22 protein-coding genes and 2 pseudogenes are annotated in these 26,189 nt (G+C 56.5%); 23 read left to right on the top strand and 1 reads right to left on the bottom strand.

Going from position 1 to position 26,189, the window contains the following annotated elements; all coding sequences use genetic code 11:
- Positions 1-173: 173 nt before the first annotated feature.
- The 5 genes from DXB00_RS17325 (at position 174) to DXB00_RS11910 (ending at position 3,811) form a co-directional block, all read left to right on the top strand.
- Positions 174-563 carry a DUF4368 domain-containing protein gene (locus DXB00_RS17325; RefSeq protein ID WP_243107216.1) on the top strand — a complete coding sequence of 130 codons (390 nt, stop codon included), beginning with the start codon at positions 174-176 and terminating at the stop codon, positions 561-563.
- Positions 564-1,431: 868 nt separating this feature from the next.
- Positions 1,432-1,812 carry a GntR family transcriptional regulator gene (locus DXB00_RS11925; RefSeq protein WP_118360428.1) on the top strand — a complete coding sequence of 127 codons (381 nt, stop codon included), beginning with the start codon at positions 1,432-1,434 and terminating at the stop codon, positions 1,810-1,812.
- A complete protein-coding gene (locus DXB00_RS11920; RefSeq protein WP_119214981.1) occupies positions 1,809-2,657 on the top strand; it encodes an ABC transporter ATP-binding protein in 849 nt (282 codons plus the stop codon). Before DXB00_RS11925 ends, DXB00_RS11920 begins: the two co-directional genes overlap by 4 nt.
- Positions 2,654-3,310, top strand: coding sequence for an ABC-2 transporter permease (locus DXB00_RS11915; protein WP_119214980.1), 657 nt, complete (start codon positions 2,654-2,656; stop codon positions 3,308-3,310). The genes DXB00_RS11920 and DXB00_RS11915 overlap by 4 nt, the downstream gene beginning before the upstream one ends.
- 51 nt (positions 3,311-3,361) lie before the next feature.
- Positions 3,362-3,811 carry a TspO/MBR family protein gene (locus tag DXB00_RS11910; protein WP_243107215.1) on the top strand — a complete coding sequence of 150 codons (450 nt, stop codon included), beginning with the start codon at positions 3,362-3,364 and terminating at the stop codon, positions 3,809-3,811.
- A 315-nt stretch (positions 3,812-4,126) separates the two neighbouring features.
- Here DXB00_RS11910 and DXB00_RS11905 read toward each other — a convergent pair whose 3' ends face one another.
- Positions 4,127-4,882 carry a DeoR/GlpR family DNA-binding transcription regulator gene (locus DXB00_RS11905; RefSeq protein ID WP_110436471.1) on the bottom strand — a complete coding sequence of 252 codons (756 nt, stop codon included), beginning with the start codon at positions 4,880-4,882 and terminating at the stop codon, positions 4,127-4,129.
- 593 nt (positions 4,883-5,475) lie between these two features.
- On the opposite strand from DXB00_RS11905, the gene DXB00_RS11900 reads away from it, so the two are divergent.
- The 18 genes and pseudogenes from DXB00_RS11900 to hisZ all read left to right on the top strand — a co-directional run.
- The gene (locus tag DXB00_RS11900) at positions 5,476-6,327 is read left to right on the top strand and encodes a transketolase (protein WP_110436472.1); all 852 of its coding nucleotides are present in this window, start codon (positions 5,476-5,478) and stop codon (positions 6,325-6,327) included.
- Between the two features lie 15 nt (positions 6,328-6,342).
- Positions 6,343-7,314: a transketolase family protein gene (locus DXB00_RS11895; RefSeq protein ID WP_118480412.1), complete on the top strand. Its 972-nt coding sequence runs from the start codon at positions 6,343-6,345 to the stop codon at positions 7,312-7,314.
- A gap of 180 nt (positions 7,315-7,494) precedes the next feature.
- On the top strand, positions 7,495-8,109 hold the full coding sequence (locus tag DXB00_RS11890; RefSeq protein WP_118729414.1) for a hypothetical protein: 615 nt from the start codon (positions 7,495-7,497) through the stop codon (positions 8,107-8,109).
- Positions 8,110-8,132: 23 nt separating this feature from the next.
- Positions 8,133-8,765, top strand: a complete 633-nt coding sequence (locus DXB00_RS11885; protein ID WP_119214979.1) for a hypothetical protein — start codon at positions 8,133-8,135, stop codon at positions 8,763-8,765.
- A gap of 94 nt (positions 8,766-8,859) precedes the next feature.
- Positions 8,860-10,242, top strand: a complete 1,383-nt coding sequence (locus DXB00_RS11880; protein ID WP_119214978.1) for an MATE family efflux transporter — start codon at positions 8,860-8,862, stop codon at positions 10,240-10,242.
- A 163-nt stretch (positions 10,243-10,405) separates the two neighbouring features.
- Positions 10,406-11,578, top strand: a complete 1,173-nt coding sequence (locus tag DXB00_RS11875) for an NAD(P)-dependent malic enzyme (protein ID WP_116704966.1) — start codon at positions 10,406-10,408, stop codon at positions 11,576-11,578.
- A gap of 246 nt (positions 11,579-11,824) precedes the next feature.
- On the top strand, positions 11,825-12,757 hold the full coding sequence (gene iolE, locus DXB00_RS11870; protein ID WP_110436478.1) for a myo-inosose-2 dehydratase: 933 nt from the start codon (positions 11,825-11,827) through the stop codon (positions 12,755-12,757).
- Between the two features lie 816 nt (positions 12,758-13,573).
- A pseudogene (gene pyrH, locus DXB00_RS11865) lies at positions 13,574-14,298 on the top strand (UMP kinase).
- Positions 14,295-14,849 carry a ribosome recycling factor gene (frr, locus tag DXB00_RS11860; RefSeq protein ID WP_118285359.1) on the top strand — a complete coding sequence of 185 codons (555 nt, stop codon included), beginning with the start codon at positions 14,295-14,297 and terminating at the stop codon, positions 14,847-14,849. The pseudogene pyrH and the gene frr overlap by 4 nt, the downstream one beginning before the upstream one ends.
- A 108-nt stretch (positions 14,850-14,957) precedes the next feature.
- Positions 14,958-15,896 carry an isoprenyl transferase gene (locus DXB00_RS11855; RefSeq protein ID WP_330427930.1) on the top strand — a complete coding sequence of 313 codons (939 nt, stop codon included), beginning with the start codon at positions 14,958-14,960 and terminating at the stop codon, positions 15,894-15,896.
- Positions 15,897-15,919: 23 nt separating this feature from the next.
- Complete coding sequence (locus DXB00_RS11850) at positions 15,920-16,738, top strand: phosphatidate cytidylyltransferase (protein WP_119214977.1); 819 nt, start codon at positions 15,920-15,922, stop codon at positions 16,736-16,738.
- 140 nt (positions 16,739-16,878) lie between these two features.
- Positions 16,879-18,015, top strand: a complete 1,137-nt coding sequence (locus DXB00_RS11845) for a 1-deoxy-D-xylulose-5-phosphate reductoisomerase (protein WP_442861383.1) — start codon at positions 16,879-16,881, stop codon at positions 18,013-18,015.
- 17 nt (positions 18,016-18,032) lie between these two features.
- A complete protein-coding gene (gene rseP, locus DXB00_RS11840; RefSeq protein ID WP_158578304.1) occupies positions 18,033-19,073 on the top strand; it encodes an RIP metalloprotease RseP in 1,041 nt (346 codons plus the stop codon).
- A gap of 88 nt (positions 19,074-19,161) precedes the next feature.
- Entirely contained in the window at positions 19,162-20,217 is a 1,056-nt protein-coding gene (gene ispG, locus DXB00_RS11835; protein ID WP_118564503.1) for a flavodoxin-dependent (E)-4-hydroxy-3-methylbut-2-enyl-diphosphate synthase, read from the top strand.
- Positions 20,218-20,219: 2 nt separating this feature from the next.
- On the top strand, positions 20,220-21,422 hold the full coding sequence (locus DXB00_RS17320) for a PHP domain-containing protein (protein WP_158557319.1): 1,203 nt from the start codon (positions 20,220-20,222) through the stop codon (positions 21,420-21,422).
- On the top strand, positions 21,317-24,592 hold the full coding sequence (locus DXB00_RS11830; protein ID WP_330427931.1) for a PolC-type DNA polymerase III: 3,276 nt from the start codon (positions 21,317-21,319) through the stop codon (positions 24,590-24,592). The genes DXB00_RS17320 and DXB00_RS11830 overlap by 106 nt, the downstream gene beginning before the upstream one ends.
- 15 nt (positions 24,593-24,607) lie before the next feature.
- Positions 24,608-24,955, top strand: coding sequence for a DUF6054 family protein (locus DXB00_RS11825; protein ID WP_116704962.1), 348 nt, complete (start codon positions 24,608-24,610; stop codon positions 24,953-24,955).
- Between the two features lie 225 nt (positions 24,956-25,180).
- Positions 25,181-26,134, top strand: a pseudogene (gene hisZ, locus DXB00_RS17315) (ATP phosphoribosyltransferase regulatory subunit); the annotation flags it as partial.
- Positions 26,135-26,189 lie beyond the last annotated feature (55 nt).

The following is a 26,189-nucleotide window of genomic DNA, read 5'->3' as shown; positions in this document are numbered from 1 at the left end:
GGGGCGAATGCAGCGCACACTATATCCGGGAAGATGTACTGCGGGAACTGGTACAGGAACGGATTCAGGCGGTCAATGCGTATATCCGCAGCGATGTGGAGGGCTTTCAAGAGGAGTGGCTGCATTACCGCCGCGCCGATCAGGAATGAGACATCCGGGAAGATCAGAAGCGCGTGGAGCAGGCAATAAAACGCCTTGCCAATCTTGATGTGGTCATGTCCCGGCTCTATGAGGATTATGCTCTCGGTGAGATCGGCAAGGAGAAGTATAAGAAAATGACGGCTGATTATGAAGCGGAGCAGGAACGGTTAAAGCTCGAAATTGAAACAACGGAAGAATGGGTCGAGCAGCGGCAGGCAATGGGCGATGATCTGGACGCTTTCATTGCGCTGACGAAAAAGTATGTGGATGTCACGGAGCTGACGCAGACGATTGTCAACGAGTATATCAAGAAGATCATCATTCACGCACCGGATAAGTCTGACGGCAAGCGCCGACAGAAGGTTGAGATTTTCTTCAACTTCGTGGACGATGTGGGGATCCCCGTGCTGGCAGACCCATGATCGCAGAATCTACCCTTGGACGCAGAAAAACGGCGTGACCTTCACGGTCACACCGTTCTCTGCCCCAACCGCAAGACTTATAGTTCCTTACGACTGTTAAGCCTTGGTTTCGGGTTCTTTTTGTGTGTAATTGAGAATGGAGAATTGAGAATGGAAAATGAACGCAGTTTCTTTCTGGTTTGTGCAGGGTGTATCGTATGGGAGTACAGTGTGCGCCCATAGCACGACCGAACGCGCCCGGTTAACGGTGTTTTGGGTGCCTCTACGGTTAGGTGTTTGCAAATGAATTGACAAATGGCGGGGCGCTCCGGAGTGGTCTCTTGCATTTTGGGCGATTCACCCTCTGAGGGCACTCAACCCTACGGAGTATGTAGAACGGGTGCCGTTTTCACGAGGTTTACCAGTATATTCATCATTTATTTTCTGTTTTCAATTCTCCGTTTGCAACACGGGAAATAAAATTTCAGACAAAAACAAAACAGGCTCGGATAAACCGAGCCTGCTTTGCTGTGATCGGGAGGTGTGATCCGATCACAAAGAAGAAAAGAGTAAAAAAGAAAGGAAAAAGAGAGATAGTCAATTAGTAAAGCTGTGTTTTACAGTGTTTGTGCTGTTTTTAAGCACTTTCTTTGAACAATTACAGTATAGCGTGGTTTTCGTCAAAATGCAAGAAAAAATGTTCGGCAGTTTGTATGAAAATACTATAAAATTTTTCGGCGGGAATTGTGCTTTGCGTTGAGCGTGTGAAAAACCGCCGTCTCTCAAACCGCTTCGTTTGTGAAAAATCGCGTCTGGTGGAAATCTATCCCTTGACATATTGCTCATATTGTATATAATGAGTATATACAATAAAAGAGGGAGGGACGGCATGGACATCATAGTATCCAACATGGACAGCACGCCGATCTACGAGCAGATCACACGTCAGATCAAGGCGAAAATCCTCGGCGGAGAGCTGCAGCCGGGGGAGGCGCTGCCGTCTATGCGCCTGCTGGCGAAGGAACTGCGCATCAGCGTTATCACGACCAAGCGTGCGTATGAGGAGCTTGAGCGCGAGGGCTTGATCACCAGCCAGACCGGACGCGGCAGCTTTGTTGCACCGGTCAGCAGCGAACGTTTGCGGGAAGCGCAGCTTCGCACGGCAGAGCAGCACCTGACGGACGCTGTGCAAGCGGCGAGACTGGCCGGACTGTCTGCGGACGAGTTTGCAGAGTTGGCACGGACACTGTTTGAGGAGGAAGGATTATGAGAGAGAATGCACTGGAGCTGCACGGCGTCTGCAAGAAATACGGCGGATTTGCGCTCCACAATGTGGGATTTACCCTGCCGAGAGGCACGGTAATGGGTTTAATAGGAGAAAACGGTGCCGGAAAGACAACGACCATCAAGGCGGTGCTCGACCTCATCCGGCCGGACAGCGGCGAGATTACCGTGCTGGGGGAACACGGCTCGAATCCGTCCGTCCGTGAAAAAATCGGCGTGGTGCTCGAGGACGGCGGTTTCCCGAGCGCGATGAGCGCCGCACAGGTGAGCACGCTGCTCGGCAGAGCGTACAAAAACTGGAATGCGGAGCAGTTTGCGTCGTACATCGAAAAATTCGGCATTGACCGAGAGAAGGCCATCAGGGACTACTCCAAGGGCATGAAAACCAAGCTGAATATCGCGGCGGCGCTGTCGCATGGCGCGGAGCTGCTGCTGCTTGACGAGCCGACGAGTGGCCTTGACCCGGTCGTGCGGGATGAGGTGCTCGATCTGCTGTACGACTTCATGCAGGACGAAAATCACGCGATCCTGCTGTCCAGCCACATCACGAGCGATTTGGACAAAATCGCGGACGAGATCACCTTCATCCACAAGGGAGAGGTGCTGCTGAGCGAGCCGCGCGACGAACTGCTCGACACCTGCGGTATACTGCGCTGTACCGCCGATCAGCTGGATGCCCTTGACCCGTCCGCCGTGCGGGCGAAGCGCGTGGGTGCGTTTGGCTGTGAGGCATTGGTAAGACGCGACGGCGTACCGGCGAACTGGTCGGTCGAGCCGGTCAACATCGAACAGATCATGCTGTTCCTGACGAGAGGGGAGGACGCAAGATGAAAGCAATGCTGTATGCGGACTGGATGAATCTGCGCCGGTCGATGAAGGCAATGGTGATCGCAACAGTTGTAATTGCGCTGGCCTCGATCGTCTCCGGAAACGGGCTGTCGTTTGTGCCGGCTATGCTGTGCATGCTGTCGCTTATGGTGCCCGCAACGCTTATGAGCAGCGATTATGCCTACGGATGGGATAAGCTGAGTCTGTCGCTTCCGGTCTCTCGGCGCGATGTGGTGAGCAGCAAATTTGCAATCAGCCTGCTGGTCAATCTGACGGTTGTGGCACTGGGCATGATATGTATTGCGGGCATGAATGCCTTCGGCGGTGATGCAATGGCGGAGGATATGATGGGCATGCTGGCCTGTGAGGCGGTCGGCCTGACGCTGATGGGTATTGAAATTGTACTCGTTTTACGGTTTGGTCCGGAGCGCGGTCGGTATTTCCTCATTGGCGTGGTGTGGGTGCCGATCCTCCTGCTGACCGTTGTCAAAAAGCATCCGGCGTTCGGCAAGCTCGTACAGGCGGTCGGCGGCATGGACAGCTGGCCGGTCGGACAGCTTGCGGCGTTCTTCGGCGGACTGTTGATCGTCGGGGCCATCGTGTACGCGGTATGCTGGCGCATCGGTGTGGGCATTTACCGGAAAAGAGAGCTGTAAATGCATAAAATCCCTCTCGCTCCATATAAATAGGAACGGGAGGGACGGAGATTGAAGATTTTCAGTTTTACACTGCCTCTGGCGGTCGGCGGACTTGCGGCGTGGCTGACGATGGGCAGCATGTCGCAGTATGCGGCGCTGGTGCAGCCGCCGCTTGCACCGCCGGCATGGATATTCCCCATTGCGTGGACGATTCTCTATGTGCTCATGGGCTGGGCGAGCCTGCGCGTGCGGCAGTCCGGCTCGCCGGAGCATAAGAACGCACTTGCGCTGTATTACACGCAGCTTACAGTGAATTTCGTGTGGCCGCTGCTGTTTTTTCGCGTTGGACTGTACGGAACGGCGTTCTGGTGGCTGATTCTGCTGCTGGCGCTTGTGCTTGTCACAGCAAGGGCGTTTTACCGTATTGACAAGCAGGCGGGATGGCTTCTTGTGCCGTACTTGGCCTGGCTGATATACGCGGCGTATCTCAATGCCGGTGTCTGGTTCCTGAATAAATAAAAGGGAGCAAATTGTGTGATTTGCTCCCTTTACGAGGCTGTCGCGGAACTACAGTTCCGCCGACAAGCAGGAACGGACCGTAGGCCGTTCCAAAGTCGTCCGAAAGTTCCCATGCGGAAACTTTCTCCCTCTTAGGGTATAAAAACCTGCGCTATCCTTGCGCGGTTTCTTGGACGCGCTGCGCCGATACATGCTCACGGTTTTTATGAATTTGCACGGCAAATTCTATTGAATATGCACTGACGTGCGAGCTGCTAAGATGATACGTTTGGAAAAATAAAAAGGGAGCAAATCGTGTGATTTGCTCCCTTTATGTTACTCATATCTCAGCTTTACGTTTTCTGCATTGCACAGATCAACGTACTCCTTCGGCGGTTCGCAGTCGGTGATGAAGGCGGTCAGGTCCTTGAGGTGGCAGAACGTGACGATCGCTTCCTTGCCGATCTTGGACGAATCGACCATGCCGTAGATGTTATCCGCGCGGTGGACAACGGCACGCTTGATCTCGGCTTCAAGGAAGGTGGTGTTGGTCATGCCTGCGGTCAGCGATACGCCGGTCGCGCCCATGAACGCCTTGTTAATACGCATGGAGGACAGCGCTTCGATCGCGGACAGGCCGACGAACGAATCCGTAGTCGGGCTGTAAATGCCGCCGAGCGAGATAATATTGAGGTTATCGTACTTGGAGGCCTCACTCAGCGCACCGAGCGAGTGGGTAATGATCGTAATCCGCTTTTTTGCCACGAGAAACCGCAGCAGACACAGGGTGGTCGTGCCGGAGTCGATAAAGATGGTATCACCGTCCGCGACCTCCTCGGCGGCCAGACGGCCGATGAGAGACTTGTCGATCTGGTTAAGACCCGAACGGATGGGCGTCGGCACGGCACCCGAGGGAACCGTAGCGGTCACGCCGCCGTATACCTTGGTGATGTGGCCGCGCTGCTCAAGCTCGTTCAGGTCGCGGCGGATGGTATTCTTGGACACGCCAAAAACCTCGCACAGCTCGTCAATGCTGACGGTCTCGCGCGAGATGACATATTGCTCTATCGAATTGAGACGGCTGACTTTCATATTCACAGCTCCCACTATATAATATATCCGCCCAGTAGTATCCGAATGTATCCACAATGTTTTCTTTAGTTTATCAAATTTGTAACCAGATGTCCACCGCTCCGAAGAATGGTAAAACGGCATGGATTTGGCGAAAAAGGTCGAAAATATATGAAAACCCTCGGCGAAGAACGATGAAAAGTAAGCGAAATCCGTAAAACCGCCTCTCGAAAATAATTTCTGGCAGTGAGCGGGGAGAGGAGCGGCAACCCGGCTTCGGGGGAAGAGATACGCAGATAAACGGCGGAAACAGGGCGGGATACCCCTTTTGAAAATATATTTTTCACCGTTTGCAAGAGGTTTACCAACAAAATAAATACATATAACCAGCAGATAACCAACAAATTACCTAATTTTACTCGAAATAAATTGGATATTTTTTATAAGACGTTTGAATGAAATTGGAATTTTGCGAACAAATGCAGGAATTTCGGTTGAAATTTCGGCGGTTTGGTGATACACTTGTATTCGTAAAACAGTGGCATTGTGCCGCTGTACGCTGGAACCTGTTCCGCGGAGAGAAAATTATATTTTGAATTAGGCAGGTGTATGCAATGCAGAAAGCAGAAAAGATGCAGGAGCTTCGTGTATTTGCTCAGGAAATCCGTGTGGAGACCCTGAAGACCGTCGGTTCGCTTGGCTTCGGCCACGTTCCGGGTGCAATGTCCGTTATTGATGCGCTGGCAGTTCTGTACGGCGAAGTAATGAAGGTTGATCCGAAGAACCCGCATTGGGAAGATCGTGACTGGTGCGTACTGTCCAAGGGCCACGCTGGTCCGGCTATGTACGCTACCCTCGGTCTGAAGGGTTTCTACCCGGTTGAGGACGCTTATACCCTCAATCAGCCGCACACCAACTTCCCGTCCCATACCGACCGTACCAAGACCCCCGGTGTTGACCTGACGACCGGTTCTCTCGGTCAGGGCATGTCCACCGCTACCGGTGCTGCTCTGGGCAACAAGCTCGACGGCCGCGACAGCCACGTATTCGTATTCGTTGGCGACGGCGAGTGCGATGAGGGCCAGGTTTGGGAGGCTGCTCAGTTCGCAGCTCACTACAAGCTGGACAACCTCGTTTGCTTCGTAGACGACAACAAGTACCAGCTCGACGGTGCTGTTGACAAGGTTATGAGCCACGGCAAGGGCATCGGTGCTAAGTTCGCAGCATTTGGCTGGAACGTTATCGAGCTGCAGGACGGCAATGACGTAGAGCAGATCTACGACGCTGTTCAGCTCGCTTACGACACCAAGGGCGTACCGACTTGCATCGTCCTGAACACCGTTAAGGGCCTGGGCGCCACCTTTGCTGAAGGCACTGGCGCGCACTCCTCTCAGCCGACTAAGGAGCAGTGGGATGAAGCCATTGCTGCTGCTGAGAAGAAGCTCGCTGAGATCAAGGCACAGTAAGGGAGGGTATTGAACATGAGCTTTACTTTGATTGGCAAGCACGAGAAGGATTCTCGTAACAACCGTGACGGTTTTGTTACCGCTATGCTGGACCTGATGGAGAAGGACAGCAAGGTTATGCACGTTGACTGCGACCTCGAGAACTGCATCAATACCGGCAAGCTGGCTAAGGCTTTCCCGGAGCAGACCGTAAACGCAGGTATCGCAGAGGCTAACGCTATGGGCGTTGCTGCAGGTCTGGTTGCTACCGGCCGCACCGTATTCATGCACTCCTTCGGCTGCTTCGCTTCCCGCCGTGCATTTGACCAGGCATTCATGTCCGCAGCTTACGCTAAGCTGCCGGTACACGTTATCGGTTCCGACCCCGGCGTATGCGCTGCATACAACGGCGGTACCCACATGCCGTTCGAGGACTGCGCTCTGTACATGTCCGTACCGGAAGCAGTTGTCATCGACCCGGTTGACTACGCTCAGATCAACTGCCTGACCAAGAAGCTGGCAGCATCCGGCAAGTTCTCCTACATGCGCATGATCCGCAAGGGCTTCACCACCGTTTACGGCGATGGCTCTGACTTCGAGATCGGCAAGGGCGTTACCCTGAAGGAAGGCAAGGACGTAGCTATCATCGCTTCCGGCATCATGGTAGACGAGGCACTGAAGGCTCAGGAGCAGCTGGCTGCTGAGGGTATCTCTGCCAAGGTTATCGATATGTTCACCTGGAAGCCGCTCGACGAGCAGCTCATCCTCGATTCCGCTGCTGAGTGCGGCGCTATCGTAACCGCTGAGAACCATCAGGTAAAGGTTGGTCTGGGTTCTGCTGTTGCTAACGTTGTTATCAAGAACAACCCGGTTCCGATGGAGATGGTAGGCGTTGAGGATCGCTTCGGCCAGGTAGGCGCTGAGTCCTTCCTGCGCGAGGAGTACGGTCTGACCGCTGCTCACATCGTAGAGGCTGCTAAGAAGGCTATCGCTCGCAAGAACGGCTAAGTTTTCCCGCAGATACGCGAAGTAAAATTGCATCGAAAAGCGTTCCGACGTATGTCGGAACGCTTTTTTGTCGTTACATTGCACAGAAGCAAACGCAGATTTTGCATGGTCTGGAAATAGACAATATCACCCAAATCTGCTACACTGTAAGCACAACAGTAAAAGGAGGAGGTGTACCGCATGAAAAAACGGTACGCGGCAGGACTGGCACTGGCTCTTGTGGGGATTTTGAGCGTGTGCGGACAGCCGGCGGCAGACAACACAATCAGCCTTACACCGGTGGAGGAAACGACCGCAGACCAGAGTGGCAGACTGATTGAGTATAATTTTTCCGGCCACAGGAGCGAAGCCGAGGGCGTATTGTTTGGCTGTTATATATGGGATGGCAGCACATGGCAGAAAGATGAGGATGCCACGTTTGGGTTGCGTTGTTCGGCGACACTGGGCAGCGGCAAGGGCACGATCAAATTCGAGCGTGACGGCGATGCGGCGAATGCGAACTATAAGATTGGAATGGATTCGCCACAGCTTGGCGGATATGCACAGGTTATGGATTCGCCCGAGAGAAACAGTCTGCCGATGGAGGGATTGACGGCAACTGTTGCTGCATGGGAGGAACCTGTCAATGGCTTGGCAGTCGACACGGAAATTCCGTTGCTCGTGCGTGTGTTCCGCACGGACGGTACGATCATTCCGGTATCTATTGATGCGTTTTCGGAACCGGAAAACAGCAAAGCCGTACAGAAAAGCGTGTATGCGGAAGCGTACACTGTAATTTTCTGTTATGAAATGTAAATGCTGAAACGGAGGTGTACCACATGAAAAAACGATACGCAGCAGGACTGGCGCTAGCTCTTGTGGGGATTTTGAGCGGGTGCGGACAGGCGAAGACACAGCCGGCGGATAATACGATTTCCATCACGCCGGTGGAGCGGAAAACCAATGGACCGCAGATGGATATGGCGGTGAAGTACGATTTCGCCGGCAATCATGCGGATGTAAACGGAATGGAGTTCCGGCGTTACATCTGGGACGGCAGCGCATGGGAGAACGAGGGCGGGACGTTTACCGTTAATTTGGATAAAGTCGAAGAAAACGAGGGAACGATTCGATTTCAGCCGGAGAGTGATGTACTCAATGCGGAATATATCGTTATCATTGATGCGCAGACACCGGAATCGGGAAATTCTATACAGTTTGCGGAATCTCCTGCGCTGAGCGGTCTACCGACGGAGTGGCTGACCTCGGCAGTGGCCATGCAGGAGGAAAAGATTGACGATCTGGCGCTCGATGTAGAGATTCCACTGCTTGTACGCACGTTCCGCACAGATGGAACGCAGGTTCTGGTGGCGATTGATGCATTCACTGACCCGGAAAACAGCGCGGCGGTCAAATACAGCAGCTATGCGGAGGCATATACCGTAAAATTTGTAAAGAACGATAATCTGTAAACGCGAAATGCCCTGACCTCTCGTCAGGGCATTTTTCTCTTTACGCCAACCGCGAATTTCACTATAATAGAGGGAGCGGAAAGGGGAGAGAACCATGTCCCAAACAGACAGCCCACTGGGCACAGCACCGGTCGGCAAGCTGGTTCTGCAGCTTGCGATACCGGCGATGCTGGCACAGTTTGTCAATATTCTATACAGCGTGGTCGATCGTATGTATGTCGGCCATATCGCGGGTGCGGGCGATGCGGCGCTGGCTGGTGTCGGCGTGTGCGCGCCTGTGGTGACCATGATAACCGCCATCGGTGCGCTCATTGGCTTCGGCGGCGGACCGCTGATGAGCATCCGCATGGGGCGGCGCGACATGGACGGCGCCCGTCAGATCATTACGAACAGCTTCTACCTTTTGCTGGCGCTGAGCGTGCTGGCGACCGTGCCGCTGCTTATTTTCAAGCGGCAGATCCTGTTCGCTTTCGGGTGCAGCGAGGTCCTGTGGGATTACGCGCAGGCGTATTTTACGACCTACGTTTCCGGCACGGTGTTCGCATTGCTGAGCTACGGACTCAATCAAATTACAATGAGTCAGGGATTTTCCGGTACCGCAATGCGGTCGGTTATGCTCGGAGCGGCCGTAAATATCGCACTTGACCCGGTGTTCATTTTTGCGCTGCACATGGGCGTGCGCGGAGCGGCTCTTGCAACCGTGCTGTCGCAGGCGTGCTCGACGGCGTACATCCTGCGTTTTCTGATGAGTGACAGAGCCGCCGTCCGCATTACCCGTCAGCCGATCAATTTCGGCTGGATGCGCCGTATCGTGCAGGTCGGTCTGTCGCCTGCGCTCATCATCGCGCTTGATAACGTGCTGCTCATCTCCATCAACGTCATGCTGCGAAAATACGGCGGCGCAGACAGCGATATGCTCATCGCGTGTGCCGCCATCATGCAGAGCTTCATGCTCATCATCACCATGCCGCTCGGCGGAATGACGGCGGGCACGCAGTCCATTCTCGGCTATAACTACGGTGCGTGCGACGAAAAACGCGTCATGAAGGCGTTTCGGTGCATTGTGCTGCTGTGCCTCGTGTTCTGCGGTATCATGTTCCTGCTCGCGCAGACGGTCTCGGGTGCTTTTGTCAAAATCTTCACCAAAGACCCGGCGTATATTGATATGGCGGCGTATATGATCCGCACCTACTCGCTCGGCGTGCTCGGACTGACCATCCAGTACCCGTTCGTGGACGGCATGACCGGCATGGGCCTTGTCAAATGGGGACTGACGTTTTCCATGATCCGCAAGGGTATTTTCCTCGTCAGCGTGTTCGTCCTGCCGCCGATTTTCGGGGCAACAGCCGTTATGTTTTCCGAGCCGCTGTCCGATGTCGTGTCGGCGGTGTTCTCCGGCTGCGCGGCCATGTTCCTCTTGCCGAAGCTGGTCAGAAAACAGTGCTGCAAGCAGAGTGAAGAGTGTGTGTTGCCTTAACCTTCTTCATGTTCATCCTCCATCCTCCATTTTTCATGCTCGATTACTCTCCACTCTTTGTACAAACTACCTCTTTACGAACGCATTTTCACTCTGTATAATAAAGTAAGATAGAAAACTCTTTCCGTCGAACGGAACAAGAACGATAACGGAGGAACAGAACATGGACGTTAAGGAACGTGCACTGCAGGCACACGAAAAATGGGGCGGCAAGATTGAGGTCGTGGCCCGCTGTGAGGTAAACAGCAAGGACGATCTGTCGATCGCGTACACGCCGGGTGTTGCCGAGCCGTGCCTCAAGATCAAGGACGATCCGTCTCTCAGCTACACCTATACGCGCCGCCACAATCTGGTTGCGGTCATCACGGACGGCACCGCGGTGCTCGGTCTGGGCGATATCGGTCCGATTGCCGGCATGCCGGTTATGGAGGGCAAGTGCGCGCTGTTCAAGGCGTTCGCTGACGTGGACGCGTTCCCGCTCTGTGTGGCTTCCAAGGATGTGGACGAGATCGTCCGCACCATTCAGCTGATCTCCGGCTCGTTCGGCGGCATCAACCTCGAGGACATCGCGGCTCCGCGCTGCTTTGAGATCGAGCGCCGTCTGAAAGAGGTCTGCGACATTCCGGTATTCCACGATGACCAGCACGGCACGGCTGTCTGCTGCGGTGCGGCTCTGCTCAACGCCTGCCGCCTGACCGGCCGCAAGGTGGATGAGATCAAGATGGTTGTCAACGGCTGCGGCGCGGCTGCTATCGCCGTTACCAAGTTCCTGATGTTCCTCGGTGTCAAGCACATCACGATGGTTGAGCGCTTCGGCATCGTCTGCGAGGGCGATGAGCGCCTGAATCCGGCACAGCAGGAGATGGCCAAGGTCACCAACCGCGAGCACATGACCGGCACGCTGGCCGATGCTGTCAAGGGTGCGGATGTATTCTTCGGCATGTCCGCTCCGCAGGTGCTTACTGCAGAGATGGTCTCCACCATGGCCAAGGACCCGATGGTATTCGCTATGGCAAATCCGGTGCCCGAAATCTGGCCGGAGGACGCAAAGAAGGGCGGCGCTGCCGTTGTCGGCACCGGCCGTTCGGACTACCCGAACCAGATCAACAACGTGCTTGCGTTCCCGGGCATTTTCCGCGGCGCACTCGATGTTCGCGCAAGCGACATCAATGAGGAGATGAAGCTGGCAGCGGCTAAGGCGATCGCGGCCTGCGTTTCCGATGAGGAGCTGAACGCGGAGTATATCATGCCGATGGCGTTCGACAAAAAGGTCATCCGTTCGGTAGCCGATGCCGTTGCACAGGCTGCCCGCGATTCCGGTGTGGCCCGTATCTGAGCGCAGCAGACGAAAAGTTACAGATAAGACAAAATCAACCGCGCGGGAACAATCTCGCGCGGTTTTTGCGCAAAAGTGCGTGCACGCACACGCACAAGTTCGCGGAATGACAAAAACAGCGGATTGCACAACTCGGCTTTGTGAAAAAATGCGTTTGACATTTACAGTGCATAAGGGTACAATAAGAATAACAAAAATGCGTTTGTTCTGCGCAGACGCAGAGAGAAGATTATGGAGGGAATAACTATGTTAGATCCGAAGAAAGTAAGACTGGGTATCTGCCCGATCGGCTGGTCCAATGATGATATGTGGGATCTCGGCGACGAGAACACCTTCCAGCAGTGCATCTCTGAGATGAAGCTCGCTGGTTTTGACGGCTGCGAAGTAGGTCACAAGTATCCGGAGGACAAGACTGTCCTCAAGCACATGCTGGACGCACGCAACCTGACCATCGCTTCCAAGTGGTTCTCCTCTTTCCTGGTTGACAAGCCGTACGAAGAGGTAGAGGCTGAGTTCATCAAGGAGCTGGATTACCTGTCCTACGTTGGCGCTACCGCAATCAACGTATCCGAGCAGTCCGGTTCTATCCAGGGCCAGCTGGACACCCCGGTTCTGGACGACAAGAAGCGCGTTCTGACCGACGAGGAGTGGGATCGCTTCACCACCGGCCTGAACAAGCTGGGCAAGCTGTCCATGGAGAAGTACGGCATCCGCACCTGCTTCCATCATCACATGGGCACCGTATGCCAGACCGTTGAGGAGACTACCCGCCTGATGGAGAACACCGATCCGAAGTATGTATTCCTGTGCTTCGATACCGGCCACTTCACTTTCGCTGGCGAGGATCCGGTAAAGATGCTCGAGAAGTTTGCTGACCGTGTTGGCCACGTTCATCTGAAGAACATGCGTATGCCGCTGGTTGAGAAGGCTCGCGCTGAGCACTGGTCCTTCCTGGATGCAGTTCGCGCAGGCGCATTCACCGTACCGGGCGATCCGGACGGCTGTGTAGAGTTCGACGCTGTATTCGATCTGCTTGACAAGGCTGGCTACACCGGCTGGATCATGGTAGAGGCTGAGCAGGATCCGGCTAAGGCTAATCCGTTCGAGTACGCTAAGATGGGCCGTGAGTACATCACTGCACACACCGGTCTGGGCGGCGAGGTTGTTCTGAAGAAGTAATTCTTCGCATATCGCGCAATAAAACACGAAACCGAGGGCATTTGCCCTCGGTTTTTTGCGTTCCCCAAAGGATATATGTCGTTAAGAACCGTTTGCACCGACCGGAAGCCTCCCCTGAAAGGAGAGGGGAACCGCCGAACGGCGGTGGAGGGGTTTGCCGTACCCACGGCAGAGGATTTCGCACGCTGCGGCGTGCGGGAATGTTGCCGCTGCGCGCGGCGGGTGCACAAGAGGGTAGACAACCTGCGGTTTTCCACCCTCTTGTGAATCACCCCTTTTCCCGCAAGGCTTGGGTGCAGATGGTAGACTGCGTAAGCATGAAAAAGGGGAACGGCAGTCGGGTTACCGTTCCGTAGGGCAGACCAATGTGTCTGCCCATTTCTTTACCTATACGCAATGTCAGATACCTTTCTGCTACACATACGGTTTAGTCTACGCAGGCGCGGCATACCCGTGCCGCGCAACATTTTTACCTGTGCAGATTATCCAAATCCTGCGATTGCAGCCGGTTTGTGCCGGAAAACGAGTTGCGCGGCACTGTTATGCCGCGCGTAGCGGCAATCCCCGCCGCAGTCTACGGCACAACTCTTCGCCCGGAAGTGGTGAACCGCCTGCGCGGTTCGGATGCCCCGAAAACCGGTGCCGAAACCCCTCAGTCGCAGCAAGCTGCGCCAGCTCCCCTTTCAGGGGGGCTTGCAACCGTCCGGAGGGCGCAAACCGCTTCGCCTTTTATTCATTTGCCGCTATATAAATCGTTGCAAATTCTCCGAAAATAGGGTAGAATAGTAAACAGGAATAGAATAAGGAGTGTGGAGCATGGAAGCACAGAAATATAAGCGCGTACTGATCAAGATCAGCGGCGAAGCCTTGCGGGCGATAAGCATTTCGGCCTGAACTTTGATGTCATCGGTCCGGTATGCGATGTGATCAAAAAATGCAACGAAGAGGGCTGCGAGATCGGCATTGTTGTCGGCGGCGGCAACTTCTGGCGCGGCGTAAAGGACGGCGGCGGCAAGATGGAGCGCACCCGCGCGGACCACATGGGCATGCTGGCAACCACCATCAACGCACTGGCTCTGCAGGATGCACTGGAGCAGCGCGGCGTGGACGTTCGCGTGCAGACCGCTATCGAGATGAACAAGATCGCTGAGCCGTACATCCGTTCTCGCGCGACCCGCCATCTGGAAAAGGGCCGTGTCGTTATCTTCGGCTGCGGCACCGGCTGCCCGTTCTTCTCGACCGACACCGCAGCGGTTCTGCGTGCGGCAGAGATCGGCGCGGATGTTATCCTGCTGGCAAAGAACGTAGACGGCGTGTACGATTCCGATCCGGCTGTCAATCCGGATGCCAAGAAGTACGACCAGCTGAGCTACATGGACGTGCTCAATCAGGGTCTCGGCGTTATGGATTCCACGGCAACCTCGCTGTCTATGGATAACCATATCCCGATTCTGGTATTCGCGCTTTCCGACCCCGAAAATATTCACCGCGCTGTTAACGGCGAAAAGATCGGCACGATCGTTGAGGAGGTAAAAAAATGAAGGAACAGATCAAGTCCCACGAGGCAAAAATGCAGAAAACGCTGGACGTGCTCTCCAAGGAGCTGGCAGCAGTCCGCGCAGGCCGCGCAAACCCGGCGGTTCTCGATAAGATCACCGTTGAGTATTACGGTGCACCGACCCCGCTGAATCAGGTTGCGGCAATTTCTACTCCCGACCCGCGCACGCTGGCCATCCAGCCGTGGGACGGCTCGGTGCTCAAGGCCATCGAGAAGGCGATCCAGGTCTCCGACCTCGGCATCAACCCGCAGAACGACGGCAAGCAGATTCGTCTGAACTTCCCGCCGCTGACCGAGGAGCGCCGCAAGGAGCTTATCAAGGGCGTTTCCAAGACCGGTGAGGAGGCAAAGGTTGCGCTCCGCAACATCCGCCGCGATGCACTGGATAAGTTCAAGGCAGCGCAGAAGAAGAGCGAGATCACCGAGGACGAGCTGCACGACGGCGAGGACAAGATGCAGAAGCTGACCGATAAGTACGTCAAGGAAATCGACGCTATGGTAGCGAAAAAGTCTAAAGAACTCGCAGAGGTTTAATCCAGGGGGAAGTCCGCTGCTTGCAGCGGCATAAAATCGGATTTTCGCAGAAAATCCGTAAAAAGCGGGAGCATGTATCTCGCTTTTTACACAAGGGAGCATAGCTGTGTGCCGCAAAGCGGCGCGCAGATGTGCTCGCAGGACGTATCCGAGCGTATGCTCGGTACGTTCCGATCGACCGAAAACGTGTTTTCGGTCGAGGAGCGAAGCGACATTGGGGGCGGCGGATTCGTCGCCCTTTTGCATGAAATTGGCAGGAAAACCTGCCGCAAGAGGGATAAACAGGGAGGAAACAGGTTGGGTCTGTTCACACGAAAAAAGAAGGATAACGCGCCCGAAAACCGTCCGGTGCCGCGTCATATTGCGGTCATCATGGACGGTAACGGCCGCTGGGCCAAGAAACGCGGTCTGCCGCGCAAGGCCGGTCACAAGGTCGGCGCGGAGACGTTCCGCACCATTGCCACCTACTGCAAGGACATTGGCGTGCAGTATTTCACGGTCTATGCATTCTCTACCGAAAACTGGAAGCGTCCGCAGGACGAGGTGGACGCGCTGATGAACCTGTTCCGCTCCTATCTGAAGGAAGCGGCGGAAACCATGTTCGAGCGCGGCGTAGCCGTGCGCGTGCTGGGCGACCTGACCGTTCTGCCGGAGGATATCCGCGCGCAGATCGCGGAGGTGGATGAGATTGCCGATCGGCTTGGTCCGGACGCGGCAACAGCTTCGCTGTGCATCAACTACGGCGGCCGTGATGAGATCAAAAACGCCGTCCGTGCCATCGCGGAGCAGGTGAAAGCCGGCGAACTGGCACCCGAGGATATCACCGAGGACACCATCACCGCCAACCTGTATACCGCGCATATGCCCGATCCCGACCTCATCATCCGTCCTTCGGGCGAGATCCGCACGTCCAACTTCCTGCTGTGGCAGTCTGCCTACTCGGAGTATTACTTCACCGATGTGCTGTGGCCGGACTTCAAAACCACCGATCTGGATGCGGCAATCGACAATTTTAACAACAGAAACCGTCGTTTCGGCGGCGTATAATATCCAATTAGGGTGATAAACGTATGAAAGCAAGAGTATTGTTTGGCGTGTTCGGCTTTGCCTTTGTGCTGCTGGCGCTGTATGTGTTCCCGCCGATCGTGCTGGAGCTTGTCGTGGCGGCGCTGTGCGTGTTCGCTACCTATGAGGTGCTCGGCTCGACAAAACTGGTGCGCAACCACTTGGAACTGCTGCTCGCAATGGCCGTCTCGCTGGGACTGGCTGTCGGTCATTTCAGCATCCTGCCGCTGCGGCTCGAGAGCATAATGCAGGGACTGGTGCTGGTGCTGCTGTTCGGCTCGTTTGCGATTGAGCTGAAATATCACGACGTCATGAAGGCTTCGCAGGTCTCGTGGGCATTTTTCGGCGGACTTGCCGTGCCGTACCTGCTGCTCAGTCTGCTGCGTATTTTCCAGATGCACTACCACCACGGTTCGTTCATCGTGCTGCTGCCGCTGCTTGCTGCCTGGGGCGCGGACACCTGCGCTCTGTTCTCGGGCATGCTGTTCGGCAAGCATAAGCTGGCGCCGGTCGTCAGCCCGAAAAAGACGGTAGAGGGCGCAGTCGGCGGCGTGGTCGGCGGTGCTGTCCTCGTGCTGATTGCGGCTTTGATTATGAACCGGACGCTCGGCCTTGAAATGCCGCTCTGGTCGGCGGTCGTGCTCGGCGCAGTCGGCGCGGTGCTCGGAGAGATTGGCGACCTGTCGTTCTCGGTCATCAAGCGCCAGACCGGCATTAAGGATTACGGACATATTTTCCCGGGCCACGGAGGAGTGCTGGATCGCTTCGACAGCGTGCTGTTCGTAGCGCCTTTCGCGGAGCTGCTCTTTAGAGTCATTTGGTAATTGAAAATTGAGAATGGAGAATGGGGAATTGTGGTATCGTGCTTTGCGCGATGATTAAATTCCGCCCTTTGGGCGGCACCATAATTTTCAATTTTCCATTTTCAATTCTCCATTATCCCAAATCGTTTAACAGGAGAAAAATAATGAAGAAGATTGCGATTTTAGGTTCAACGGGTTCGATCGGCACGCAAACGGTCGATATTCTGCCTTCGATCGACGCCGAAGTCGTCGCATTGACGACCAACCGGCGCATAAACTTATTGGAGGAGCAGGCGCGTGCCCTGCATCCGAAAATGGTCTGCGCGATGGACGAAAACGCAGCCAAAGAGCTGAAAATCAAGCTGGCAGACACCAATATTGAGGTTCTGACCGGTATGGACGGTCTGATCGCCTGTGCCGCGGAGAGCGGCGCGGACATCGTGGTAACGGCGGTTGTCGGCATGGTCGGCCTGCTGCCGACGATGGCGGCCATCAAGGCGGGCAAGGACATTGCGCTGGCGAACAAGGAGACGCTCGTGTGTGCGGGCGGTCTGGTGATGAGCGCTGCAAAGCAGTACGGCGTGCGCATCCTGCCGGTGGATTCCGAGCATTCGGCGATCTTCCAGTGCGTGCAGGCGGCAAACGGCAACCCGATTGATAAAATTCTGCTGACCGCGTCCGGCGGTCCGTTCTTCGGCAAAAAGTTCGAGGAAATGCGCGGCATGACGCGCGAGCAGGCGCTTGCACACCCGAACTGGAGCATGGGTGCAAAAATCACGATCGACTCTGCGACTATGATGAACAAGGGTCTGGAGCTGATCGAAGCCATGTGGTTGTATGATCTGCCGCCGGAGGACATTGAAATTGTTGTCCACCGCGAGAGCATTGTGCACTCGGCGGTGGAGTTTGCGGACGGAGCGGTAATCGCGCAGCTTGGTCTGCCGGATATGCGTCTGCCGATCCAGCTGGCGCTGACATGGCCGCAGCGTGTGCCGTGCAAGGTGCCGCGCATGTCGCTCGCGGAGGTCGCAAAGCTGACGTTCTACGCACCCGACTATGAGGCGTTTCCGGCGCTGAACCTCGCCAAGCACGCCGCCTCCCTCAAGGGCGACCGCGGCGCTGTGCTCAACGGTGCAAATGAGGCCGCAGTCGGTCTGTTTTTGAATGGTAAGATCGGTTTTACCGACATCGCAGAGCGCGTTGCATACGCACTCGATACCATTCCGTACAAGAAGGACATCACGCTGGACGACGTTCTGGCGGCGGACAAAGCCGCGCGCGAGATCGTGCTCGGCTGACCGAAAGGAGCTACGCTTTGCTGCAAATCATTCTGGCAATCCTCGCCTTCGGTGTGCTGGTCATCGTGCATGAGTTCGGACATTTCATCACCGCCAAGCGCGGCGGTGTGCAGGTCAACGAATTCTGGATCGGCATGGGTCCGACCCTCCTCAAGCACGAGTACCACGGCACGCTGTACTGTCTCAAGCTGCTGCCGTTCGGCGGCGCGTGCGTTATGGAGGGCGAGGACGGTGAAAGTGAAAACGAGCACGCCTTCGGCAAGGCGAAGCTGCCGCGCCGCATGCTCATCGTGTGCGCGGGTGCGCTGATGAATTTCCTCGTGGGATTCCTCATCGTGCTGGCGGTCATGCGTCCGAACGGACCGAACGGCGGCTATATCGTCTCCACCATCAGCGAGGTCAATCCGGCGAGCACCGCCGCCGCAGACGGCGGTCTGGAGGCAGGCGACGAGATTCTGAAAATCGACGGCTACCACATCCTCGTGCGGACGGATTTCGATACCGCGCTTGCGCGAACCGGTTCGACCACGCATGAAATTACCGTGCGCCGCAACGGCGAAAAGGTGACGCTGCCATCCGTCAAGCTGGAGGCGACAGTCACCGATGCGAACGGCAACAAGCGCATCGGCATCACCTTTGCGGAGCTGCCCGACAGCCTTGGCATGCACCTCAGCATGAGCGTGCGCACCGCCGTCAACTACGCGCGGCTCGTCTGGTCGAGCGTGGGCATGCTCGTCAGCGGACAGGTCGGCGTGGATCAGCTTTCCGGTCCGGTCGGCGTGGCCGAGGTCATGGCGGATACCGCCAAGTACAGCATGATTTCGTTCTTCCAGCTTGTGGCATTTATCTCGATCAACCTCGGCGTGATGAACTTACTGCCGCTGCCTGCACTGGACGGCGGTCGGCTCGTGTTCCTCATCATCGAGGGCATCCGCCGCAAGCCCGTGCCGCCCAAGTACGAGGGCTATGTGCACGCGGCAGGACTCATGCTGCTGCTTATGCTGATGGTGTATGTGACCGGGCAGGACGTACTGCGCATTTTTATGCGCAGTAATTGAGAATTGAGAATGGAAAATGGAAAATGAATGTGCGGCGTAAAGTGCGATACCACAATTCTCCATTTTCCATTTGTGAGAGGTTAGAGCTATGAAAATAACAAAGCAAATCAAGATAAGGGACGTATTGGTTGGCGGCGGCGCCCCCATCGCGGTGCAGTCCATGACCAACACGGATACGCGCGACGCGCAGGCTACTCTGGCACAGATTCGCGCACTGGCGGACGCGGGCTGCGACATTGTTCGCTGTGCCGTGCCGGATATGCAGGCGGCGGAGGCGCTGCGCGAAATCTGCGCGAACTCGCCGCTGCCGGTGGTGGCGGACATTCATTTTGACTACCGTCTCGCGCTGGCGGCGATCGAGTCCGGCGTGGACAAGATTCGCCTGAATCCGGGCAACATCGGCGGCGCAGACCGCGTACAGGCGGTTGTGAAGGCGGCAAAGGCACGCCATCTGCCAATCCGCATCGGCGTAAACTCCGGCTCGGTGGAGAAGCACATTCTCGAGAAATTCGGCGGGCCGACACCTGAGGCAATGGTGGAAAGTGCGCTGTACCATGTTGGTCTGCTCAACGACTGCGATTTTGACGACATCTGCATTTCCATCAAGTCATCCTCGGTGCCGAACACCATGCAGGCCTACCTGCTGGCGAGCGAAAAGACCGATTATCCGCTGCACCTCGGCGTGACCGAGGCGGGCACCGAGTACATGGGCACGATCAAGTCGGCGGCGGGCATCGGCGGTCTGCTGGCGCTCGGTGTGGGCGACACCATTCGTGTGAGCCTGACCGATGATCCGGTCAAGGAGGTCTACGCGGCAAAGGCGATTCTCAAGGCTGTCGGCAGAGCGGAAGAGGGCATCAACGTGGTTTCCTGCCCGACCTGCGGCCGCACGCGCATCAACCTCATCGACATTGCCAAAGAGGTCGAGCAGCGCTGCCAGAGCATTCGCGGCAAGAAGATGAAGGTAGCTGTTATGGGCTGCGTGGTAAACGGTCCGGGCGAAGCGCGTGAAGCCGATCTCGGCATTGCGGGCGGCGACGGCGTCGGCCTGATCTTCCGCCGCGGCGAGATCATCAAAAAGGTGCCGCAGGAGCAGCTTGTGGATGCACTGATGGACGAAATCGCACATTATGAAGGAGAATAATCGTGGCTGGAAAGCTGATTGATATTTTTCAAAACTGCAAATGTGTAAATGAGGAGAAGCACCTTGCCGCAGGCGAGGTGCGTTCTCTGGCATTTGGGGATAATAACACGGTGATGGTCGTGGAACTCAATCTGCACGAGGTTGTCAGCCGCAAGGTGATTGCCAAGGCGGAAAAGCAGATCGCGGACACCTACGGTCTTGACCGCGTGATGATCGAGCCGCGCTACAACATGCCGGGTGAGCTGTCGAACGCGTACATCAAGTCGCTGTATGACGACATGGCGTACCGCATGCCGTCAGCCAAGGGTCTGCTCGATCACACCAAGTGGGAATTTGCGGACGGTGCGCTCCAAATCCCGATGGACGAGGTGAGCGAAAAGCATTTCGCAAACGCACTGCGGCATCTGGAGGCGCGTATTCAGCGGGAGCTGGGCCGCAGCTGTCCGGTGCATGCAGTACGCGCGGACGCACAGGATTTTGCACCCGCACCCGAGCAGGAGGAGAGCCGCGAGGAAATTCTGCACAAGGCTGTGGAGCAGGCAGCGGCAGCCGCAGCGGAAACGCCCAAGCCGAAAAAGCCGCGTCCGGCGCCGCAGCAGCACACCGGCTATCAGCGCCCGCGTGCCGAAAAGGTGCGCGAGGACGACCTCATCTTCGGCAAGCTGATTCAGGACCCCATTGTTTCGGTCAACGAGGCGATTGCCGCCTATGATATGGTGACGATTCAGGGCGAGGTGTTCTTCACCGACAACAAGGACATTCACAGCAAGAAAACCGGCAAGGATTACGTCAAGATTGCGTTTGACATGACCGACCGCACCAATTCCGTGCGCGTTTCCAAGTTCCTTGCGGCGGATAAGGCGGGCGATACGGCATCTAAAATCAAGAAGGGACTCTACTGCACCGTGCAGGGCAAGATGGTGTACGACACCTTTGCCAAGGAGATGGTGCTCGAGCCAACCGGCATCGTCAAGGCGAAAAAGCCGGAGCGAAAGGACACCTACGAGGGCATGAAGCGCGTGGAACTCCATCTGCACACCAACATGAGCGCGATGGACGGCATGAGCAGCACCGCGTCTCTGCTGTGCCGCGCCGCCAAGTGGGGACACCGCGCGATGGCGATCACCGACACGGTGTGGCGCAGGCGTTCCCCGAAGCGCTGCACGCGCAGGAGGGCAAGCAGAAGGACACCATCGGTGACATGAAGATTATTTATGGCATCGAGGCGTACTACATCAATGACGAGAACAGCATTTCGGTCGTGCGCGGCAGGAGCGCCGAGCCGCTCGACGGTACGTTCATCGTATTCGACCTTGAGACCACCGGACTCAATCCGGCGAGCGAGGAGATCACCGAGATTGCCGCTGTGCGCGTTGTGGAGGGCGAGATTCGCGATTCCTTCCAGACCTATGTCAACCCGCACAAGCCGATTCCGGCGGAAATCACCGAGCTGACCGGCATTTCGGACGAGACGGTAGCGGACGCGCCCGACCTCGACAAAGCCGTGCCGGAATTCCTCGCATGGGCAGGCGAGGGACAGTACCCGCTCGTGGCGCACAACGCAGGCTTCGATATGGGCTTCCTGCGGACGGCCTGCCAGAGACTGGGTATCGAGCGGGAGTTTACGAGCATTGATACCCTCGAGATGAGCCGCCTGATGCTGCCGCATATGCACAAATTCAAGCTGAACATTCTGGCGAAGGAGCTGCAGGTCGGCCCGTTCGAGCACCACCGCGCGAGCGAGGATGCCGCCGTGCTCGGCCGCATTTACGTCAAGCTGCTGAAAAGGCTCAGGGAGGAGATGCACGCGGTTACGACTGCGGATATCAATCCGGTGCTGGCGGCGACGACCGACCGCAAGAACAAGCTGAAAAACCTGCCGCGCTATCACTTTATCATTCTGGTGAAGAACCAGGCGGGACTGCGCAACCTGTATCAGCTGATTTCCAAGAGCTTTCTGGAATATTACAACAAGCGCCCCATTATGCCGCGCAGCGAACTCATCCGTCACCGTGAGGGACTGATTTTCGGCTCCGCGTGTGAGGCGGGCGAGGTATTCCGCGCATTGACCAAGGGCGAGCCGTGGGAGGAAATCAAGCGGCTGGCGTCGTTCTACGACTATCTGGAGATTCAGCCGATCGGCAACAACAACTTCATGATCGCAAAGGGTATGGCGAAGGACGAGGAGCAGCTGCGCGACTGGAACCGCGATATTCTCCGTCTGGCGGATGAATTGGGGAAACCGTGCTGCGCCACCGGTGACGTACACTTCCTTGAGCCCGAGGACGAGGCGTTCCGCCGTATTCTGATGGCGGGTCAGGGCTTCTCCGATGCGGACAATCAGGCGCCGCTGTACTTTAAGAGCACGGATGAAATGCTGAAGGAGTTCTCCTATCTCGGGGAGGACCGGGCGTATGAGGTGGTCGTGAAGAACACCAACATGATCGCCGATATGTGTGACGTGATTCGTCCGGTGCCGAGGGAAAACTACCCGCCGCACATCGACGGCTGTGAGGACGACCTGCGCAACATGTGCTACGACAAGGCCAAGCGTATCTACGGCGATCCGCTGCCCGAGCCGGTGCAGGCGCGGCTTGACCGTGAGCTTGGCTCCATCATCGGCAACGGCTACGCGGTTATGTACATCATCGCGCAGAAGCTGGTTACCAAGTCCCTTGCGGACGGCTATCTGGTCGGCTCGCGTGGTTCGGTCGGCTCGTCGCTCGCGGCGTTCATGTCGGATATCACCGAGGTTAATTCGCTCGCCCCGCACTATCTGTGCCCGGACGACAAATATCTCGAGTGGCACGAGGATTACTCCTGCGGTGTCGATCTACCCGATAAGATCTGCCCGAAATGCGGCAAGCCGCTCACCAAACAGGGCTTCAACATTCCGTTCGAGACCTTCCTCGGCTTTGAGGGCGACAAGGTGCCGGATATCGACCTGAACTTTGCGGGCGAGTATCAGTCGCGCATCCACTGGTACACCGGCGAGATCTTCGGACACGACCATGTGTTCCGAGCGGGCACCATCGGCACGGTTGCCGAAAAAACCGCGTTCGGCTACGTCAAAAAGTACATGGAGGAGCGCGGCGTTGAGTGCTCCCGCGCGGAGGAAAACCGCCTTGCCGCAGGCTGCACGGGCGTGCGCCGCACCTCGGGTCAGCACCCGGGCGGCGTTGTCGTTGTGCCCAAGGAGATTGAGATTTACGACGTCTGTCCGATTCAGCATCCGGCAGACGACCCGGATTCCGACATCATCACCACCCATTTCGAGTATCACTCCATTGACGCGAACCTGCTCAAGCTGGACGAGCTGGGACACGATGATCCGACCATTATCAAGCATCTGGAGAACCTCACCGGCGTGAACGCGCAGGAGATCCCGCTTGACGACCCGGAGACCATGAGCCTGTTCCACTCGTGCAAGGCGCTTAAGTACAAGGGCGAAAACCCGGATACCGACCCGATCCTCGGTGACCTCGGCTGTGTGGCGGTGCCCGAGTTCGGCACCAAGTTCGTGCGCGGCATGGTAAAGGAGACGCACCCATCTACGTTCGCGGAGCTGGTTTCGATTTCCGGCCTGTCGCACGGCACGGACGTTTGGCTCGGCAATGCCGCAGAGCTGGTCCGCAAGGGCATTCCGCTGTCCGGCTGTATCTGCTGCCGAGACGATATTATGAACTACCTGATCCTGCAGGGCGTCAAGCCCAAGCTGTCGTTCAAGACGATGGAGTCCGTCCGAAAGGGCAAGGGACTGACTGAGGAAATGGAAGCCGCCATGAACGAGCAGCATGTGCCCGAGTGGTACATCGACTCGTGCAAGAAGATCAAGTATATGTTCCCGAAGGCGCACGCGGTCGCGTATGTCATGATGGCGTTCCGTATCGCGTGGTTCAAGGTGCACCGTCCGCTTGCGTTCTATTCGGCGTACTTTTCCATCCGCGCGAAAGGCTTTGATGCGTCCTGTATGATCAAGGGCGATAAGGTTTGTCTGGACAAGATGACCGAGCTGCGCGGCAAGGAGCGCGATAAGACGATTTCAGCGGCGGAAAAGGATATGATGACGACCCTTGAGGTCTGCCACGAGTTTTACCGGCGCGGATTTACGTTTGAGCCGATGGATGTTTACAAATCGGACGCAACGCGCTTTCTCGTGACGGAAACCGGTTTGATTCCGCCGTTTACATCCATGCCGGGCATCGGTGAGCAGGCGGCGCTCAGCATCGTGGAGGAGAGAAAGAACGGTAAGTTCCTCTCGGCAGAAGAGCTGATCGTCCGGTGCCCGAAGGCGTCCAAGGCGGTCGTCGAGCTGCTCGAGCAGATCGGCGCGCTTGGCTCCATGCCGAAAACAACGCAGATGACCCTCTTTTAGAAAGGTGTGACGATTGTGGCAAAGTACGAAAAGCATCTGACGGGAAATTTTGACGAGCTGCTGGAGCTTGTAACGGACGGCGTGCTGAACGGCAGCATGTCTGCGTCCTACGAGGACGGCTCGGATTGGACAAACGGCACGGTCCGCTGCGCGGTGCGCGTGTTCGAGCGTTACAGCTACATGGGCGGCAACCGCGTCAGCATGAATGTCACTCTGGTCGGCAACGACCGCGACCTGTTTTTCTCCGCCATCACTTCAGGTGGCAGTTCGGCCGTGTTCTTCAAGCTCAATACCCTCGGCGAGGAGAGCTTTCTGGAAAAGCTGGTGCCGATCGTGGAAAACTATAAAAAGAGAGTAGAGTGAGGAGTTGAGAGTGAAGAGATGGGAGGAAGCGGGAGGGCGGAGAGAAAAAAGCCGCCTCTGCTTCATCTCCGCTCTTCACTCTTTCTTTTTCACTCAAAAACGGGAGTTCGAAGCGGAAAAGGCTGCCCACTGTGTAGGCTCCGCTCTCTAAAAAGGGTCTTGACAGTATATAGGGAACTATGGTATGATTTCATCATGATAAAGTGATAAAGGAGCGGCGGAGCAATGAACCGTTTTCGTATTTCCACCCCGGAGGGTACCCGAGATCTGTTATTTTCCTCGTGCCGTGCGCTGCGGCAGACGGAAAACGCTGTGCGCGACGCGCTGGAGGAGCGCGGCTACAGCGAGATCATCACCCCGGCGGTTGAGTATTTTGATGTATTTGCGCAGGCAAACCCCGAGCTGGATCAGGATCAGATGCTGAAGATCATCGACAAGTCCGGCCGCATTTGCGTGGCGCGTCCGGATAACACCACGCCGATCGCGCGTATCGCAGCCACCCGACTGGATGACGCGGCGCTGCCGGTCCGCCTGTATTACAGCCAGAAGGTGTTCCGTTCGGTGTCCGGCGACCACGGCCACAAGGGCGAGTTCCTGCAGGTCGGCGCGGAATTTATCGGCGCGGACGGTCTGGAGGCCGACAAGGACATTCTCACGGCTGCGTTTGCCGCACTCAGCAAGACCGGCGCGGACAACTTCCGCGTAGAGCTCGGCCACGCCGAGATCTACAAGGCGCTGATGGATGAGCTTGGCGCGGATGCACAGTCCGCCGAGGGCATCCGCCGCCTGATCGAAAACAAGTCGTTTGCCGCGCTCGGTGACGCGCTCGAGCCGTTTAAGGGCAAGCCCGCCGCAAAGGCGCTCGGCGCTATGCCGAATCTGTTCGGCGGTATCGAGGTGCTTGACGAGGTCGAGTCGCTCACCGGCAACGTGCGCGTGCTCGGCGCGACCGCTTATCTGCGCCGACTGTATCAGGCACTGGATGAGGCAGGCTACGGCGACCGCATCATGATCGACCTCGGTCTTGTCCACGAGATGGATTACTACACCGGCATCATGTTCCGCGGCTATATCGGCGGTGCGGGCGCGGCGATTCTCGCAGGCGGCCGTTACAACGCGCTGTGCGCCAAGTTCGGCAAGGATATGCCCGCGGGCGGCTTCGGCATTGACGTGGAGAGCGTCGCGGAGAGCCTTGCAGGCGCGAGCCGTCCCGAGGTCGCAACCCGCCGGGATA

It is taken from the genome of Butyricicoccus sp. OF10-2 (genome assembly GCF_003481925.1).
Classification (GTDB): domain Bacteria; phylum Bacillota; class Clostridia; order Oscillospirales; family Butyricicoccaceae; genus Agathobaculum; species Agathobaculum butyriciproducens.
Note: the sequence above shows the minus strand (reverse complement) of the source record. Positions and strands in the feature narration are given on the sequence as shown.